Below are 14758 nucleotides of genomic sequence, written 5' to 3'. Positions count from 1 at the left end.
ATATATTAACTATTAATATTTTTTAGTGTTTCACGTATCCCATCAGTTAAAGAGTAATTCGAAAACCAACCAAGTCTTTTTAATAGTGTTATATTTGCGCAACTAAACATAATTTCATTATCACGCACAGGTAATGCCCCGAATTCAATGATAGAATTGCTGTGTGTTATGGTCGCAACAGTCTCTACAAATGTTCTTATTGGAATCGCTGAACCAGAGCCTATATCTAATCTCTGTCCATTATTAATTTTATCATAATTAGATATCAGAACCTGAAAAGCACCTACCAAATCTTTGATATAGATAAAATCTCGCAACTGAGTCCCTGCTGTCAGTTTAAGAGGAAGATTATGTATACATTGGTGAAAAACATAAGTGGTAAACTTGGTAATATCATCAAATGGACCGAAAAAATGTTCTAGCCGGGCATCGATGAATTTACATAAACCTGTAGAGGTTAAATATTTTGCTAAATCAACGAATTGATTTTTTGTCAATGCATATGCACTCACTTCAGTGGGAAGAGATGTTCCACAATTAATGAACGTATATGTTTTTTCCTTTCCTAGGCACTCGAGCAAAGTTATCGGGAATGTGATATTTGCATTAATAATATCTTGTAACGACTCATTTTTACGGCCATAAAGTGCCGCTGTGTTAATGATAATATCAGGACTAAAACTCTGGATGTTATCACACCATTTTTCATCATCGAGATTGATGAACTGTATTGAACCAACACATGAGAGCCGAATCAGAGAAGAGTTTTTTCGAATAGTGCCTGCCACTTCGTGCTCGGAAATAAGGGTATTAGCCAGTTGACTACCTAAATAGCCACTAATTCCAGTGATTAATATACGCATGAACAAACGGGGGAATCCCCCCGCCTCAATTTAAAAATTAACCCCAAAAAACTCTTCAAACTTGGAAATAACATAATCCAAGTGATCTTTAGTCAAACCTGGATAAATACCAATCCAGAAAGTTTGATGCATGATACGGTCGGTATTAGTCAACTCACCAACTACACGATACTTGTGATTAGCAAAATAAGGTTGACGAGTCAAATTTCCGGCAAACAATAAACGTGTGCCAATTTTAGCTTCATCCAAGAATTTGAGCAGCTCAACACGATTAATACCGCTGGTTTCTTTTAGTGTAATAGGGAAGCCAAACCAGGAAGGCTCTGAATTTCCGGTTGCTTCCGGCAATTCAAGGAATTCAACACAGTTTGCCAGACCTGCTTTCAGATAGGTAAAGTTAGCCTTACGCAGTTCAACAAATTCCTTAACGCGTTCCAATTGTGCTAAACCACAGGCAGCCTGCATATCGGTGATCTTCAAGTTGTAGCCGAGATGGGAATAGGTGTACTTGTGATCATAACCATGAGGCAATGAACCCAGTTGCTGACCAAAGCGCTTGCCACAGGTATTATCGCAACCTGGCGCACAGTAGCAATCACGGCCCCAGTCTCGGAAAGATTCAATGATCGTTTTTAGTTTAGCTGATTTGGTGAACACAGCACCACCTTCGCCCATGGTAATATGGTGAGCAGGGTAGAAGCTAACAGTGCCAATATCACCAAATGTTCCCACCATTTTGCCATCGTAGCGGGTGCCCAGCGCATCACAGCAGTCTTCAATAAGCCATAAGTTGTATTTGTCAGCGATACGGCGTACTTTAGCCAAATTAAATGGGTTACCCAAAGTATGAGCAACCATAATAGCTTTAGTTTTGTCAGTAACTGCTGCTTCAATCAGTGTCGGATCAATGTTGTAAGTTGGGATATCTACATCGACAAAGACAGGAATAAGGCCGTTTTGGATAGATGGGTTAACAGTTGTTGGAAAACCAGCCGCTACAGTGATGACTTCATCACCTGGTTTCAGTGCTCGTTCTCCCAGTTTGTGAGAGGTTAGGGCAGTTAATGCTAATAGGTTAGCAGATGAACCTGATGTTGTGGTTAATACGTGAGGTACACCAATATACTCACCTAGCTTTTTCTCAAAGGCATCATTGAAACGCCCCGTAGTTAGCCAGCCATCTAGTGAAGCTTCAACCATTAGTTGCAATTCTCGAGCGCCGATTACCTTACCAGAAGGTGGTACGACGCTAGTACCTGCTACAAAAGGTTTAGGTGCCATTGCTTCTTCTGCATACTGGGCTACCAGTGAGGAGATTTGTTCACGTAATGCTTGAGCACTCATTAATTCATTTCCTGTCAATAGATTGTATTACTTGTTTGGCGGGCAATATAAAAGGGAAGATGCGTTACGATTAGGGGCATTAAAAGTCATATATCTGTACTTTTAAAACTATTAGGATAATAATCGTAACAGAGTTATTTTATTGTGCTGCCATATAATTGCGTATTTCGCGCAGTGAAACTTCACGCATATTTTCACCTGACAGCCATGCCTTATGCCAGTTGACGATACGTTCTAGTGTATTGACTAAATTCCAGCGTGGATGCCAATTCAATCTCATTTTAGCTTTGGAACAGTCTAGTTTGAGATAATGGGCTTCATGTGGGTGAGCTGCACAATCGAGTTGCCAAGTTGCACTTTCTCCCCATAGTTGAACCATGGTTTCAACTATAAATTGGACAGATTTTGCATCATTGTCATTGGGACCAAAGTTCCATCCCTCAGCAAAAGTGCATCCATCTTTATAAAGGTGCTGAGCTAGTAGCAGGTAGCCGGAAAGTGGTTCTAATACATGTTGCCATGGGCGAATAGAATGTGGGTTACGAATTATTACAGGTTCGTTATTCTGGAAGAAACGTAGGATATCTGGGAGCAGTCGATCTTTAGCCCAATCACCTCCACCAATAACATTACCAGCACGTACCGACGCCAAAGCAACGCCATGGTGTGCATAATCTTTGGGATTAAAGAAAGAGCTGCGATAGGCTGAAGCCACTAGTTCTGCGCATCCTTTGCTATTGGAGTAAGGATCATAGCCGCCCATAGCTTCATTTTCTCTATATCCCCAAACCCATTCTTTGTTTTCGTAGCATTTATCACTGGTAATATTTACAACTGCTTTAACCCCTCCAATTTGTTTAATGGCTTCTAGTAGATAAACAGTCCCCATAACATTGGTGGAATAGGTTTCAACTGGGTTATCGTAGGAAAGCCTTACTAGAGGTTGAGCAGCCATATGAAAGACGATTTCAGGTTTGAAGTCTGCTATGGCTTCACGTAGGTGGAAAAAATCGCGGATATCTCCCTCTTCAGAGAACAATCCCTTATAAACGCTTGCTGTTTCAAATAGACTGGGTTCAGTTGGGGCTGGCAGTGAATAACCGCGAACAGTCGCACCCATTTCTTCAAGCCACAAGGAAAGCCATCCCCCTTTAAAACCAGTGTGGCCAGTGAGGAAAACACGCTTTCCGCTCCAGAAGTTCACATCAATCACAGTGCTTACTCCCAAATTTTCCAGGGGGCTTGTTCTTTTATCCATAACTCTTCGAGATAATGTTTATCGCGTAGAGTATCCATAGGTTGCCAGAATCCGGTATGTTCATATGCCATCAATTCCCCTTGTTCTGCCAAGGTCACCAAAGGTTCCTGTTCCCAGGTAGTGGAATCGTTATCAATGAGATCAATTACCTTAGGATTGAGTACAAAGAAGCCGCCATTAATCATGGCTCCATCGCCTTTTGGCTTTTCTTTGAAAGAACGGATTTGTTTATTTTGGATATCGAGTGCTCCAAATCGTCCTGGAGGGAAGGTTGCGGTAAGGGTAGCTAGTTTACCGTGACTACGATGAAAATCTATAGTACTTTGGATATCCACGTCGGCAATACCATCACCATAAGTAAACAGAAAAGCATCATCGTTTTTTACATATTCTGCTACTCGTTTTAGACGTCCACCAGTCATAGAAGCATCACCGGTATCAACTAGAGTTACATTCCAAGGCTCTGCTCGTTTCTCGTGAACTTCCATTCGATTTTCTGCCATATGGAAGGTGACATCAGACATATGTAGGAAATAGTTGGCAAAATACTCTTTGATAACATATCCCTTGTAACCACAGCAGATAATAAAGTCATTGATGCCATGAGCAGAATACATTTTCATGATATGCCACAAGATAGGCTTGCCACCAATTTCTACCATTGGTTTCGGTTTTACGATAGTTTCTTCGCTTAGACGAGTACCCAGCCCACCGGCAAGAATTACAGCCTTCATTATTTCCTCATTTATTTAGATACGGTAAATGCATCGGAGAAGAAGTGCTTCCCAGACAATCCTTTTTTTACAAAATCAGTTTTTGCAGCTTCGATCATCATTGGGGAGCCACAAGCATACACAGCAAATGCTGAGAGGCAGTGAAAATCCTCTATTACTGCTTTATGTACGAATCCCTTTCTTCCTGACCATTGGGGATTTTCGCTAGATACGACAGGAACATAATGTATATTTTCATATTCATTAGCCCATTTTACTGGGAGGTTTGAGTAGAAATCAGACCCATTGTTCATTCCCCAATAGATGTGAATATCACGTTTGGAATCTTGTTGGATAAGTTTTTCAACCATAGATTTAATTGGAGCAAACCCAGTACCACCAGCAAGAAAAATAATAGGGCGTACGTCGTCTCTAACAAAGAAAGTACCCATTGGCCCTTCTAGTCTCATTAAGGCATTTATAGCTAAACCATTAAATAAGAGACTACTCATGGCCCCATTGTTGACTCGGCGAATATGTAATTCAATTCCATCTTGAACATTAGTGTTAGCGATGGAGTAGCTACGTATTACCCCCTGATAATGTAGATTGATGTATTGACCAGGTAAGAATGCAAAAGATGCAGTGGGGGGAAGCCTGAATTTAATGACTATATATTCATCTGCTACCATATTGATTGAGCTAACTTTACAGGGAACAATTTTTTTCGTTAACTTAGTAAGTTCTGGGTAATATTCAGCTTCTATGACAATCTCATCAGAGCTGGGTTTACATTGACAAGTTAAAAAACGTTCGCCAGCCTGATATACATGGTCTTGTTCATCGGAGACTTCACCAGCAAGTAAAAATGATTCACACATACCACACGAACCATTCTTGCAGCTATGTTCTAGCACTATGCCAGATTCTAGAGCAGCTTCAAGAATTGTCTTATTTTTTATAGTGCTGAATGTAATTTCAGAAGGGGATAATTTAACTGTTGTGGTCATATTCACTCAAAACATTGTGCGTTTTTAAATGCAGGAGCAGCTTGATCTTTGGCTGAAAATTGAGGAGTTATTTCTAAAGGCCATTCAATCGCAAGCTTTTCATCATTCCACATTATGCTGCTTTCATATTGTGGTGCATAATAATTCGTTGTTTTATACAAAAATTCTGCTGTGTTAGTTAAGGTTAAGAAACCATGTGCAAATCCTTCAGGTATCCAAAAATGGCGTTTATTGTCTGCACTTAAATGAACACCAACCCATTGACCAAATGTGGACGAGTTTTTGCGAATATCGACAGCCACGTCAAAAACTTCACCAGCAATACAGCGTACCAGCTTCCCTTGAGCGTATGGAGCTAATTGATAATGAAGCCCACGTAATACACCTTTACTGGATTTAGAGTGGTTATCTTGAACGAATGTTACAGAACGACCAACAGCTTCTTCAAAGATTTTCTGATTGAAACTTTCGAAGAAAAAACCGCGTTCGTCTCCAAATATTTTAGGTTCGAATATCAATACATCAGGTATGGCTGTTTTAATTACATTCATCGGGTAGCTCTCTAGATATAAGGACTGGAAAGAATTTTACCTATTGATAATTTATTGATGATCTCTTTCCACCATTTTTAGCAGATATTGACCATAATCATTCTTAGCCAGTGGAGTAGCTAGTTTTTTGAGCTGAGAGGTATTAATAAACTTTTTGCGATAGGCAATTTCTTCAGGACAGGCAACTTTTAGTCCCTGACGTATCTCGATAGTTTGGATAAAGTTACTTGCTTCTATTAAGCTTTGGTGAGTACCCGTATCTAGCCAAGCATAGCCACGTCCCATCATAGCTACCAATAATTCGTTTTGTTCAAGGTAGAGACGGTTAATATCGGTGATTTCAAGCTCACCACGTTTGGAAGGGGTGAGACTTTTAGCCATTTCTACCACACGATTGTCATAGAAATAGAGTCCGGTAACTGCATAGTTACTCTTAGGTTTCAGCGGTTTTTCTTCCAGAGAGATGGCTTTTCCTTCTGCATTAAACTCTACTACACCATAACGTTCAGGATCATGCACGTGGTAGGCAAAGACTGTTGCTCCATCGGTTTTTTCAGCAGCCTGTTCCAGCTGCTTTTGCAAGTCATGGCCATAGAAAATATTATCTCCCAATATAAGAGCACAGTTGTCTTCACCAATAAACTCCTCAGCAAGGATAAAAGCTTGAGCTAGGCCATCGGGACTTGGTTGTACTTTGTATTGAAGATTGAGTCCCCATTGAGAACCATTCCCCAGTAATTGCTCAAATCGGGAAGTATCCTGAGGTGTACTGATAATAAGAATGTCTCTAATTCCAGCTAGCATTAGTGTGCTTAAAGGGTAGTAGATCATGGGCTTATCATAGATAGGGAGTAATTGTTTACTTACCGACATGGTGACAGGATAAAGACGAGTACCAGATCCTCCTGCCAGAATAATACCTTTACGTGTTATCATGTTGTTTAATTTACTATTGTAAAATGAGAATCAAGCGGAGCCCTAACTTATTGTTCCAGAATTTCGGCTAGCATGCGATCCACTCCTATTTTCCAATCGGGAAGCACTAGATCAAAAGATTTTTGAAATTTGTTGGTATTGAGCCGAGAATTGTGTGGACGTTGGGCTGGGGTAGGAAATGCAGAAGCTGGTACGGGTTTAATTTCTTTGACAGCTAGTTCAGAGCCAGTTTTTTTTGCATATTCAAACACGTACTGAGCATATTTGAACCATGTAGTCTCACCTGAAGCAATTAAATGATAGAGTCCAGCTAATTCTGGTTTTAGTTGCGTTATTCGAATTGCATGGGCTGTGCAGTCAGCTAGTAATTCAGCTCCTGTTGGTGCTCCGAACTGATCATTGATGATGGAGAGTGTTTCTCGTTCTTTGCCTAGTTTTAACATTGTCTTAGCAAAGTTAGCGCCACGAGCTGCATACACCCAACTAGTGCGGAAGATAAGATGTTTTTCACAATGGGTTTGTATTGCAATTTCACCAGCTAGTTTAGTCTCTCCATAAACATTGAGGGGTGTAGGAATATTATCTTCACGCCAAGGCTTCTCTCCACTACCATCAAATACATAATCAGTGGAGTAATGTACTAACCAAGCTCCTATTTTTTGGGCTTCTTTGGCGATAGCTTCTACACTGTGAGCATTTAATAACTCAGCGAGTTTTCTCTCTGATTCTGCTTTGTCCACTGCGGTATGTGCAGCTGCGTTTACGATTACATCAGGCTTGAGTAACCGGATCGTTTTTGCAACTCCCTCTGGATTGCTGAAATCGCCGCAGTAATCATTCGAAGTGAAGTCGAGTGCTGTAACTTTTCCCAAAGGTGCCAATGCACGTTGCAACTCCCATCCTACCTGCCCATTTTTACCAAACAAGAGAATATGCATTATTTGTTTTCTCCATACTGTTGGCTAACCCAAGACTGGTAAGTACCACTTTTCACATTTTGAACCCAAGCCTGATTATCTAAATACCAATGTATGGTTTTACGAATACCTTCTTCAAAGGTTTCTTGTGGCTGCCAGCCTAAATCACGGCTAATTTTGCTGGCACTAATAGCATAACGACGGTCATGGCCGGGGCGATCCGTTACATATGTAATCTGATCTTGATAGGAGCCTTGAGATTTTGGTTTGAGTTCATCAAGGAGTTTGCAAATGGTATGTACTACCTCAATGTTTTTCTTTTCGTTATGACCGCCAATATTGTAGGTTTCACCTACTTTTCCCATAGTAACTACTTTGTAGAGAGCTCTAGCATGATCTTCGACATATAACCAATCTCGGATTTGGTCTCCTTTCCCATAAATAGGTAAAGGTTTCCCTTCTAATGCATTCAAGATAACAAGAGGAATTAATTTCTCTGGAAAGTGATAAGGACCGTAATTGTTAGAGCAATTAGTTACTATAGTTGGTAGCCCGTAGGTTCTGTGCCATGCCCTGACTAAATGATCACTAGATGCTTTTGATGCTGAATATGGGCTACTTGGCGCATAGGCTGTTTTTTCGGTAAATAAAGGAAGGGTAGTACTATTTGTATCTGGGAATTGATCGGGATGAGGTAAATCACCATATACTTCATCAGTTGAAATATGATGAAAAATAAATTTGTTTTTTTTATCCTCGGATAGCTGTTGCCAATAGTTTCTAGTAGCCTCAAGAAGAGTGTAAGTACCAATAATATTGGTCTCAATAAAATCACTAGGGCCACTGATTGAGCGGTCTACGTGGCTTTCGGCAGCTAAGTGCATAATAGCATCTGGCTGGTATTGTTCTAATATATTATCTAGCCTGTTGCGATCACAAATATCTGCTTTTTCAAAGGAATAACGTGGATTACAGTCAATTTCTTTGAGTGACTCTAAATTGCCTGCATAAGTAAGCTTATCGACATTAATAACGCTATCATTAGTGTGGTTGATAATATATCGAATTAATGCAGAGCCAATAAAACCTGCCCCACCAGTAACCAGAATTTTCATTTTTGAGATTTTTAGTTGATCTTAGGATTGATGGAAATTGGAAAGGAAGCTTATGAAATATAAATTGTTATAAGTAACTAAAGCTACCGCACTAGGTTACGGCTCCCAGAGTGCCTGTCATATGTGACAATTTGACTTATCCAGTTAATATAAAAGGAATTTCCTGCTTAACAAAAACTAACATACTAACGATTTGTGTTAAGCAGCGACGAGATTAGTCTCTCGACGCTTTGAGGTCAAGTATAATAGCTTTTTTTCTTTAATTGTTACAGTTTGTAACTAACTAAATTTCAAAATGAAAGCTGCTGTTTATCTTCCATGCAATGGCAACCAAATCACCAGCCGTAATCCCCCCAATGAGCTATCTTCTGCTTTCACCCAACCTCTATGCTGGCTCACTGCCGTTTCAACTATTGCCAACCCCAATCCAGTTCCGCCAGATTCTCTATCCCTTGCTTCATCCGTTCGATAAAACGGGCGGAAGATATGTTCGCGGTCTTCTGGGTTGACTCCTGGGCCATCATCATCAACACTAATCGTTACGCCTTGGCTATCTGCCTTAAATGCAACGGCAATATGGTTGCTGGAGTAACGAAGTGCATTGCGGACGATGTTTTCCAGTGCGCTGCCAAGTACGGCTGGGTTGCAGTAAATTATCCAGTTTCCAGGAGGTGAAACGATATCCAGCATTTTGCTCATCTGCTCAGCTTCGAATTTTGCATTCTCCAGAATGTCAGCCCATATATCGTGGGCTTTGATATTCTCGCGCAGTAACTCGTTCTTATGTTGATTGCGGGAAAGTACTAGCAGGTCATTAATCATGCCATCCAGACGTTGGGTTTCTGTTTCGATGCGTGCCAGCTCTTTGCTTTCACCGTGACGACGGCGTAGCAAAGCAGTCGCCAGTTGTAAACGGGTAAGCGGCGTGCGCAGTTCATGGGAGATATCGGAAATCAGTCGCTGTTGAGCGGTGACCATCCTTTCCAGTGCACTAATCATCTGGTTGAAACTGCTGCCGGTTGCTAAAAATTCTTGCGGACCAGATTCCAGTTCAGGGTGTTGCCGTAAGTTTCCTTTCGCGACGTCGTCGGCTGCGTTTTTGAGCTTACGAGCGGGTTTCGCCAGACTCCATGACAGCCATAAGAGTAATGGGGCGCTGATTAACATAGTCGCCGCGGGCAGTAAAAATGGCCGGTCAAACATCAAATTAATAAAATCTGATTGTGGGCTGCCCGCTGGCCTAATGATGTAGAGGTGATAATGGTCTTCTCCATCGCGGACAGAAAAGGGGCCGAGTATTTCCGAACGGCCATATTTTTTCTTTTTGGGGTGATCTGCGTTATCGGATTGGCCGATAAAGTTGCGAATAACTTGTTGTTGGTGAGAAGGGGTATTAATGTCACTAATCAGCCCGTCACCGGAGACGAGAATCAGGCGTTGACCAGGGGGAGTCCACAAGGCAATAGCACGATCCAGACGTAACCACCAGAATAGGTCATTCCCTAAATCGTGCATCAATTCTTCTTCTACTTGTTTTGCCAGTTTTTCCCCCGATTGATATTCACTATCTAAAAGCGGTGTTAACTGCCGTGAGTCCAGTTTAGGAGCCATTAAGGCTATCATCAGGACAAGTGCCAGCGTGAACCAAAAAATTGCGAATATACGGGCTGTCAAGCTGTTGATCATTTTGCGGAGACCATTAAGTATCCACGGCCGCGTAACGTCTTAAACCAGGGTAGTTCATCCGTTCTGTTTGGTAATTTGCGGCGTAGATTCGAAATATGCATATCAATAGCGCGATCAAAAGGCGTTAATCGTTTTCCCAATACTTCCTGACTTAAATGTTCACGGGAAACGACTTGTCCCAAATGTTGCGCTAATAAATAAAGCAGGGTGAACTCTGTACCCGTGAGATCCAAAATCGTACCATCAAAACTGGCTTCCTGACGTCCTGAGTTGAGTTGTAGTTTATCGATTTCCAGTATAGGTGTTCCAGTATCAGCCTGTTGTTCACTCCAGTTGGAACGGCGTAAAATGGCACGTATGCGGGCGACCAGTTCGCGATCGTTAAACGGTTTGGGAAGATAGTCATCTGCTCCCAATTCTAATCCCAAAACACGGTCTAAATCGCTACCACGAGCCGTTAACATGATAACAGGGGTCTGGTGGTATTGCCGTAGCTCTTTCAACGTCTCAATGCCGTTTTTGCGCGGCATCATGATGTCCAGCAATAATAGGTCAATTGAAGAATCGATATATTGTAAAGCCTGTTCACCATCGTAGGCGATGACAACATTGAATCCTTCCATTTCGAGCAATTCTTTTAATAGCGATGTCAGCTCGCGGTCATCATCAACTAATAAGATTTTATGCATTAATTCTTCCTCCAAGAGCAAAATACGATAACAAACTTCGCTATTCCATGACTTTACGTTCTTTTACATGCTCTGACGCTAGTTTGCAGCCGCAGGGTTATAGTTATCCACACTGAATCGAATGCTGCTGTTCGAGAAAGCGAGGAAATTTAATGCGTAACATAGCAATATTGGCTTTAGCGTCAATGATTGTTCTCGGAACAACAAGGGCTTTAGCTAAAACTGCTGATACGGATCATATTCCTGAGGTTAGTTCTTCCGTCGCATACCCATATTGTATGCCATATGGTTATAAGAGGAATTTTAATCATCACCGAGACAGTCAATATAACTATAGTTATATCTTCGGTGGAGTCGCGTTAACTGAACAACAACGCGAGCAGATGTGGAATTTAGTCAAAGAGCAGCATCAGTATGAGCAGCCGTTGATTGATATGCGTGCTGAACATCGGAAGTTGAATGCGCTTTTGGCTGTAGAAGATTTTGATGAAGTTGAGGTTCGCTCGCAGCTTGAAAAAATAGCTGAAAAGAATGTCGCTCTAGGTGTAGAAATTGCGCGGATTAATAATCAGATTTATCAATTGTTAACACCGGAGCAGAAAGAGCTATTAAAAAATCGTCTAAAACAAATGAATGTGAAGCTCGAAAAGTGAACTGATTTTTTTGCTACTTTTTTGCTACATAGTAGCATCAACAACGATTTTCCTTGCCATAGACACCATCCCTGTCTTTCAGCCCCCTTGAGGGGCTTTTTTTTGTCGATGAGTTTACTTGCATAAACGAGTCTTTTTTTATCTAATCCGATGATGATTTCTACTGATTGTTTTCTCATGAAAAAATTTGTTTTTGTTGCTCCTGAATTTCATTCTATTCCTCCAAACTATGCAGCCGCAGTAGAGTGGTGGATCTATAACGTAGCCAAAATCACTCAGGCTAATAATTTGGTTATTTGTAAAGGGGAAAGAACAGAGAAAACTGTAGAAAAAATCAGTGAATATGCCACTATTCATAGAATACATACCAGTAGAATATATAAACGTTTTTTTAGAAAATGGTCTCGCTTAGATCCTTACCCTTATGCCAAAAGGGTGATAGATATTGTGATGCGTTATCAAAGCCCGGATGGTGAGAAACCGATTCTGATCATTCAGAATTCTGTTTCGCTTTATAACGCTGTGAAGCAGTTTTATCCAGAAAAACTGATGGTACTTCATCTGCATAATAAACATAAAGTTGTTGATTTAGGGCCTGAAACAAAGCTCATTACTCCTAGTCATTTTTTAGCTGATTTTTTTCAATTTGAAGCAAAAATTAAGAATATCAAAATAGTACCAAATGGTATCGATAAGGCGCTGTATAAGCAGGAAGTTAGCTGGAAAAGAGAACATTTCGGCCTAAAAAATGACGAAACTGTCATCTTGTATGCTGGCCGATTAGATAAGGGCAAGGGTGTCATTGAACTCATTGATGCAGTCAATTTGCTGCACAAAAAAGATCAAAATATCAAGCTGCTTTTGATTGGAGATCATGCAACGGTTAAAAAAGGTGAACGAGAAGTTTATCGGAAAAAAGTGTTGGATAAAGCCGCAAAAACGGCTGATAGCTGTATTCTGGCAGGGAGTATACCTCCGGCAGATATGCACCAAATATATCCACTTGCTGATTTAACGGTTGTTCCTTCATTAGGAGAAGAGGCCTTTTGTATGGTTGCCTTGGAATCAATGGCATGTGGCATACCTGTTTTGGTCAGCCCCAGAGGAGGAATAAAAGAGTTCGTGATCCCTGAAAATACGGGATTTTTACTGCAAGAACCCTTGTCCTCAGAAAGCATTGCCAAAGATATTTCGGATACTCTGCTGAGCGATAATTTAAACGTTGTGGCTGAACATGCTAAAGAAACGGCAATCAGCCAATACGATTGGAGTAATGTCAGTGTATCTTTGTCAAAAGCGTTAGCTGAGTGGTTTTAACTATTATTAGATTCATCTTGGGCTATCCAGAAAGATTGAATAGCCCTCAGAATAGTTAATCTTCTTTTCCGATTTTCAGTCTGCTTTCATGCCATCTTTGCTGGCATAATGCCGTCAGTAAGCCAAGGTAGATACCCAAAATGTTCAAATGAACACTTTCAAAGTTCCCTCTGACAATAAAATATCCAAAGAAAGAGATAAGTAAGATTAATCCAGCTTGCTTATTGTAGCCGATGCTTGTGTTCCATTCCTGAGCTGATTGTTTCAGATAAGAGAAGATTAAAAATAAAAAGGCACCTATCCCCAATATTCCAGCAGAAAACCAAATTGTCAGGAAAATATTATGAGGACCCAGGGAAGTTTGATATATCCAACCAGGATAATTTTGGGCGCTCTCATTATAAATTTGGTCATAGATCTTGTTGCCAGCACCATAGCCTTTGAGAGGATGTTCTAGAATTAAGGTAAGGGCTGAACCTTGTGTGCCATTACTATATCGGTGACTGCTATCTGTTTGCTCCAATTTATAGGTTAGAGTCGACTGCTTACTAAGGTAATCAGATTTGATCACAAATATGGTGGCACAGATGAAAACAACACTGGCAATGAAAGTCTTCCAGTTTTTGTTCATGGTTATCGTCATGAAAAACATTACAAAAACGGCAAGCCAAGCCCCTCTGGAAAGCGTTCCCAGCAATACAAAGAGTACGGATAAGATAAATAAAATTGTCAGTGTCAAACGAACATAATTTTGGGTTTTTTGCAAATGCCAAAGGGCTACTAATGCTGGAAAGAAGAAAACAATACCATCTGACACACTACGGTGGTTATAGTCAGTGAATGGCATAATATTGTTCTGATAATCCAGATAAAACAGGTACATTTCTTTCAGTGTAATGAATAATAATCCAAGCAAAAATGACCCAATAATCATTTTCTGGATTTTAAGTGTATCTGTATGACTTAATGCTAATGTGATGATGATACTGGAGAGAACGACATCCCTGAAAAAAGGTGTTTTTATTTCACTGAAACTGAGTTTGGGATCAGGTGAAATAATAATCGAATAGAGATAGGCCAAAGTGAATATGCCCAGAGCCAGTACGATATTATTCTTCAACGCAGAGAGGCATCCTTTGGGGTTTTTAATAAGAAAATAGAGTGCGGTTAATGCTATCAATGCAAAAAATAAGTTTTTATAACGCGTGATACCAGTTACATAGACAAGCGCGATGTAACCACCGACGAAAAAAGTACCCCAAGATAAGTGGTTTTTAACGGTTTCTTTAAACATGACCTTACCAGAATGGAAAATGAATTTCTGGCTGGTATTTTGTACCATTTTCATAATACAGGCACGAATAAAAATACGATGTTATAACGTGGTGTAAGTTCTGGCAGTTTTTGAATTTTATCAACTAATTCCCCTTTATTTCCTAACCTGTTGTTATCTTAACCAATCTTGATTATCTTACGCTCTATTACTTCGTTGTTTAAAAAACCTTGCCATTACTACTTCATATAAAAGGGATCAAAATAAACGAGACAGCGGAGTGAAGGACTTTGGCGGAATAATTGCAGGTCATGGTGGGATGTTGGATAGAATCCAGGGCGCGAGCATACTTTGGTTGATATCTATCCAAAGAACACTTGTGCACGATAATCATCACTCCAGCCTGCTTTTTTGAGTTTATTTCTTTGACTGG

Annotated in this window: 14 protein-coding genes and 1 pseudogene; 3 read left to right on the top strand and 12 right to left on the bottom strand. The window is 40.5% G+C overall.

From position 1 onward, the window contains the following. Positions 1–5: 5 nt before the first annotated feature. From Xedl_RS13070 to cpxR, 11 genes are all read right to left on the bottom strand, one after another. A complete protein-coding gene (locus Xedl_RS13070; protein ID WP_074024281.1) occupies positions 6–863 on the bottom strand; it encodes an NAD-dependent epimerase/dehydratase family protein in 858 nt (285 codons plus the stop codon). A gap of 30 nt (positions 864–893) precedes the next feature. Continuing rightward, positions 894–2207, bottom strand: coding sequence for a lipopolysaccharide biosynthesis protein RfbH (rfbH, locus tag Xedl_RS13065; RefSeq protein WP_074024279.1), 1314 nt, complete (start codon positions 2205–2207; stop codon positions 894–896). Positions 2208–2346: 139 nt separating this feature from the next. Next, complete coding sequence (gene rfbG, locus Xedl_RS13060; protein WP_074024298.1) at positions 2347–3420, bottom strand: CDP-glucose 4,6-dehydratase; 1074 nt, start codon at positions 3418–3420, stop codon at positions 2347–2349. Between the two features lie 5 nt (positions 3421–3425). Next, positions 3426–4199, bottom strand: coding sequence for a glucose-1-phosphate cytidylyltransferase (gene rfbF, locus Xedl_RS13055; protein WP_074024277.1), 774 nt, complete (start codon positions 4197–4199; stop codon positions 3426–3428). A gap of 11 nt (positions 4200–4210) precedes the next feature. Next, complete coding sequence (locus Xedl_RS13050; protein ID WP_074024276.1) at positions 4211–5188, bottom strand: FAD-binding oxidoreductase; 978 nt, start codon at positions 5186–5188, stop codon at positions 4211–4213. Positions 5189–5190: 2 nt separating this feature from the next. Then, positions 5191–5739, bottom strand: coding sequence for a dTDP-4-dehydrorhamnose 3,5-epimerase (rfbC, locus tag Xedl_RS13045; RefSeq protein WP_074024273.1), 549 nt, complete (start codon positions 5737–5739; stop codon positions 5191–5193). 51 nt (positions 5740–5790) lie between these two features. Then, on the bottom strand, positions 5791–6675 hold the full coding sequence (gene rfbA / locus Xedl_RS13040; protein ID WP_074024271.1) for a glucose-1-phosphate thymidylyltransferase RfbA: 885 nt from the start codon (positions 6673–6675) through the stop codon (positions 5791–5793). Positions 6676–6722: 47 nt separating this feature from the next. Further along, entirely contained in the window at positions 6723–7613 is an 891-nt protein-coding gene (rfbD, locus tag Xedl_RS13035; RefSeq protein ID WP_074024269.1) for a dTDP-4-dehydrorhamnose reductase, read from the bottom strand. Continuing rightward, a complete protein-coding gene (gene rfbB / locus Xedl_RS13030) occupies positions 7613–8707 on the bottom strand; it encodes a dTDP-glucose 4,6-dehydratase (protein WP_074024268.1) in 1095 nt (364 codons plus the stop codon). Before rfbB ends, rfbD begins: the two co-directional genes overlap by 1 nt. A 309-nt stretch (positions 8708–9016) precedes the next feature. Next, the gene (cpxA, locus tag Xedl_RS13025) at positions 9017–10393 is read right to left on the bottom strand and encodes an envelope stress sensor histidine kinase CpxA (RefSeq protein WP_074024266.1); all 1377 of its coding nucleotides are present in this window, start codon (positions 10391–10393) and stop codon (positions 9017–9019) included. Continuing rightward, positions 10390–11082 (bottom strand): envelope stress response regulator transcription factor CpxR, encoded by a 693-nt coding sequence (cpxR, locus tag Xedl_RS13020; protein WP_074024264.1) that lies wholly within the window; start codon positions 11080–11082, stop codon positions 10390–10392. Before cpxR ends, cpxA begins: the two co-directional genes overlap by 4 nt. Before the next feature lie 152 nt (positions 11083–11234). Here cpxR and Xedl_RS13015 point away from each other — a divergent pair, with 152 nt between their 5' ends. Both Xedl_RS13015 and Xedl_RS13010 read left to right on the top strand, forming a co-directional pair. Further along, positions 11235–11735, top strand: a complete 501-nt coding sequence (locus Xedl_RS13015) for a Spy/CpxP family protein refolding chaperone (RefSeq protein ID WP_074024262.1) — start codon at positions 11235–11237, stop codon at positions 11733–11735. 177 nt (positions 11736–11912) lie between these two features. Next, complete coding sequence (locus Xedl_RS13010; protein WP_158024372.1) at positions 11913–13052, top strand: glycosyltransferase; 1140 nt, start codon at positions 11913–11915, stop codon at positions 13050–13052. Positions 13053–13107: 55 nt separating this feature from the next. Here the strand turns inward: Xedl_RS13010 and rfaL are convergent, their stop codons facing one another. After that, positions 13108–14346: an O-antigen ligase RfaL gene (gene rfaL / locus Xedl_RS13005; RefSeq protein WP_074024296.1), complete on the bottom strand. Its 1239-nt coding sequence runs from the start codon at positions 14344–14346 to the stop codon at positions 13108–13110. 244 nt (positions 14347–14590) lie between these two features. Between rfaL and Xedl_RS37510 the strand changes: the two are divergent. Next, a pseudogene (locus Xedl_RS37510) lies at positions 14591–14659 on the top strand (phosphatidate cytidylyltransferase); the annotation flags it as partial. Positions 14660–14758: the final 99 nt, after the last annotated feature.

The organism is Xenorhabdus eapokensis (assembly GCF_001908105.1).
Note: the sequence above shows the minus strand (reverse complement) of the source record. Positions and strands in the feature narration are given on the sequence as shown.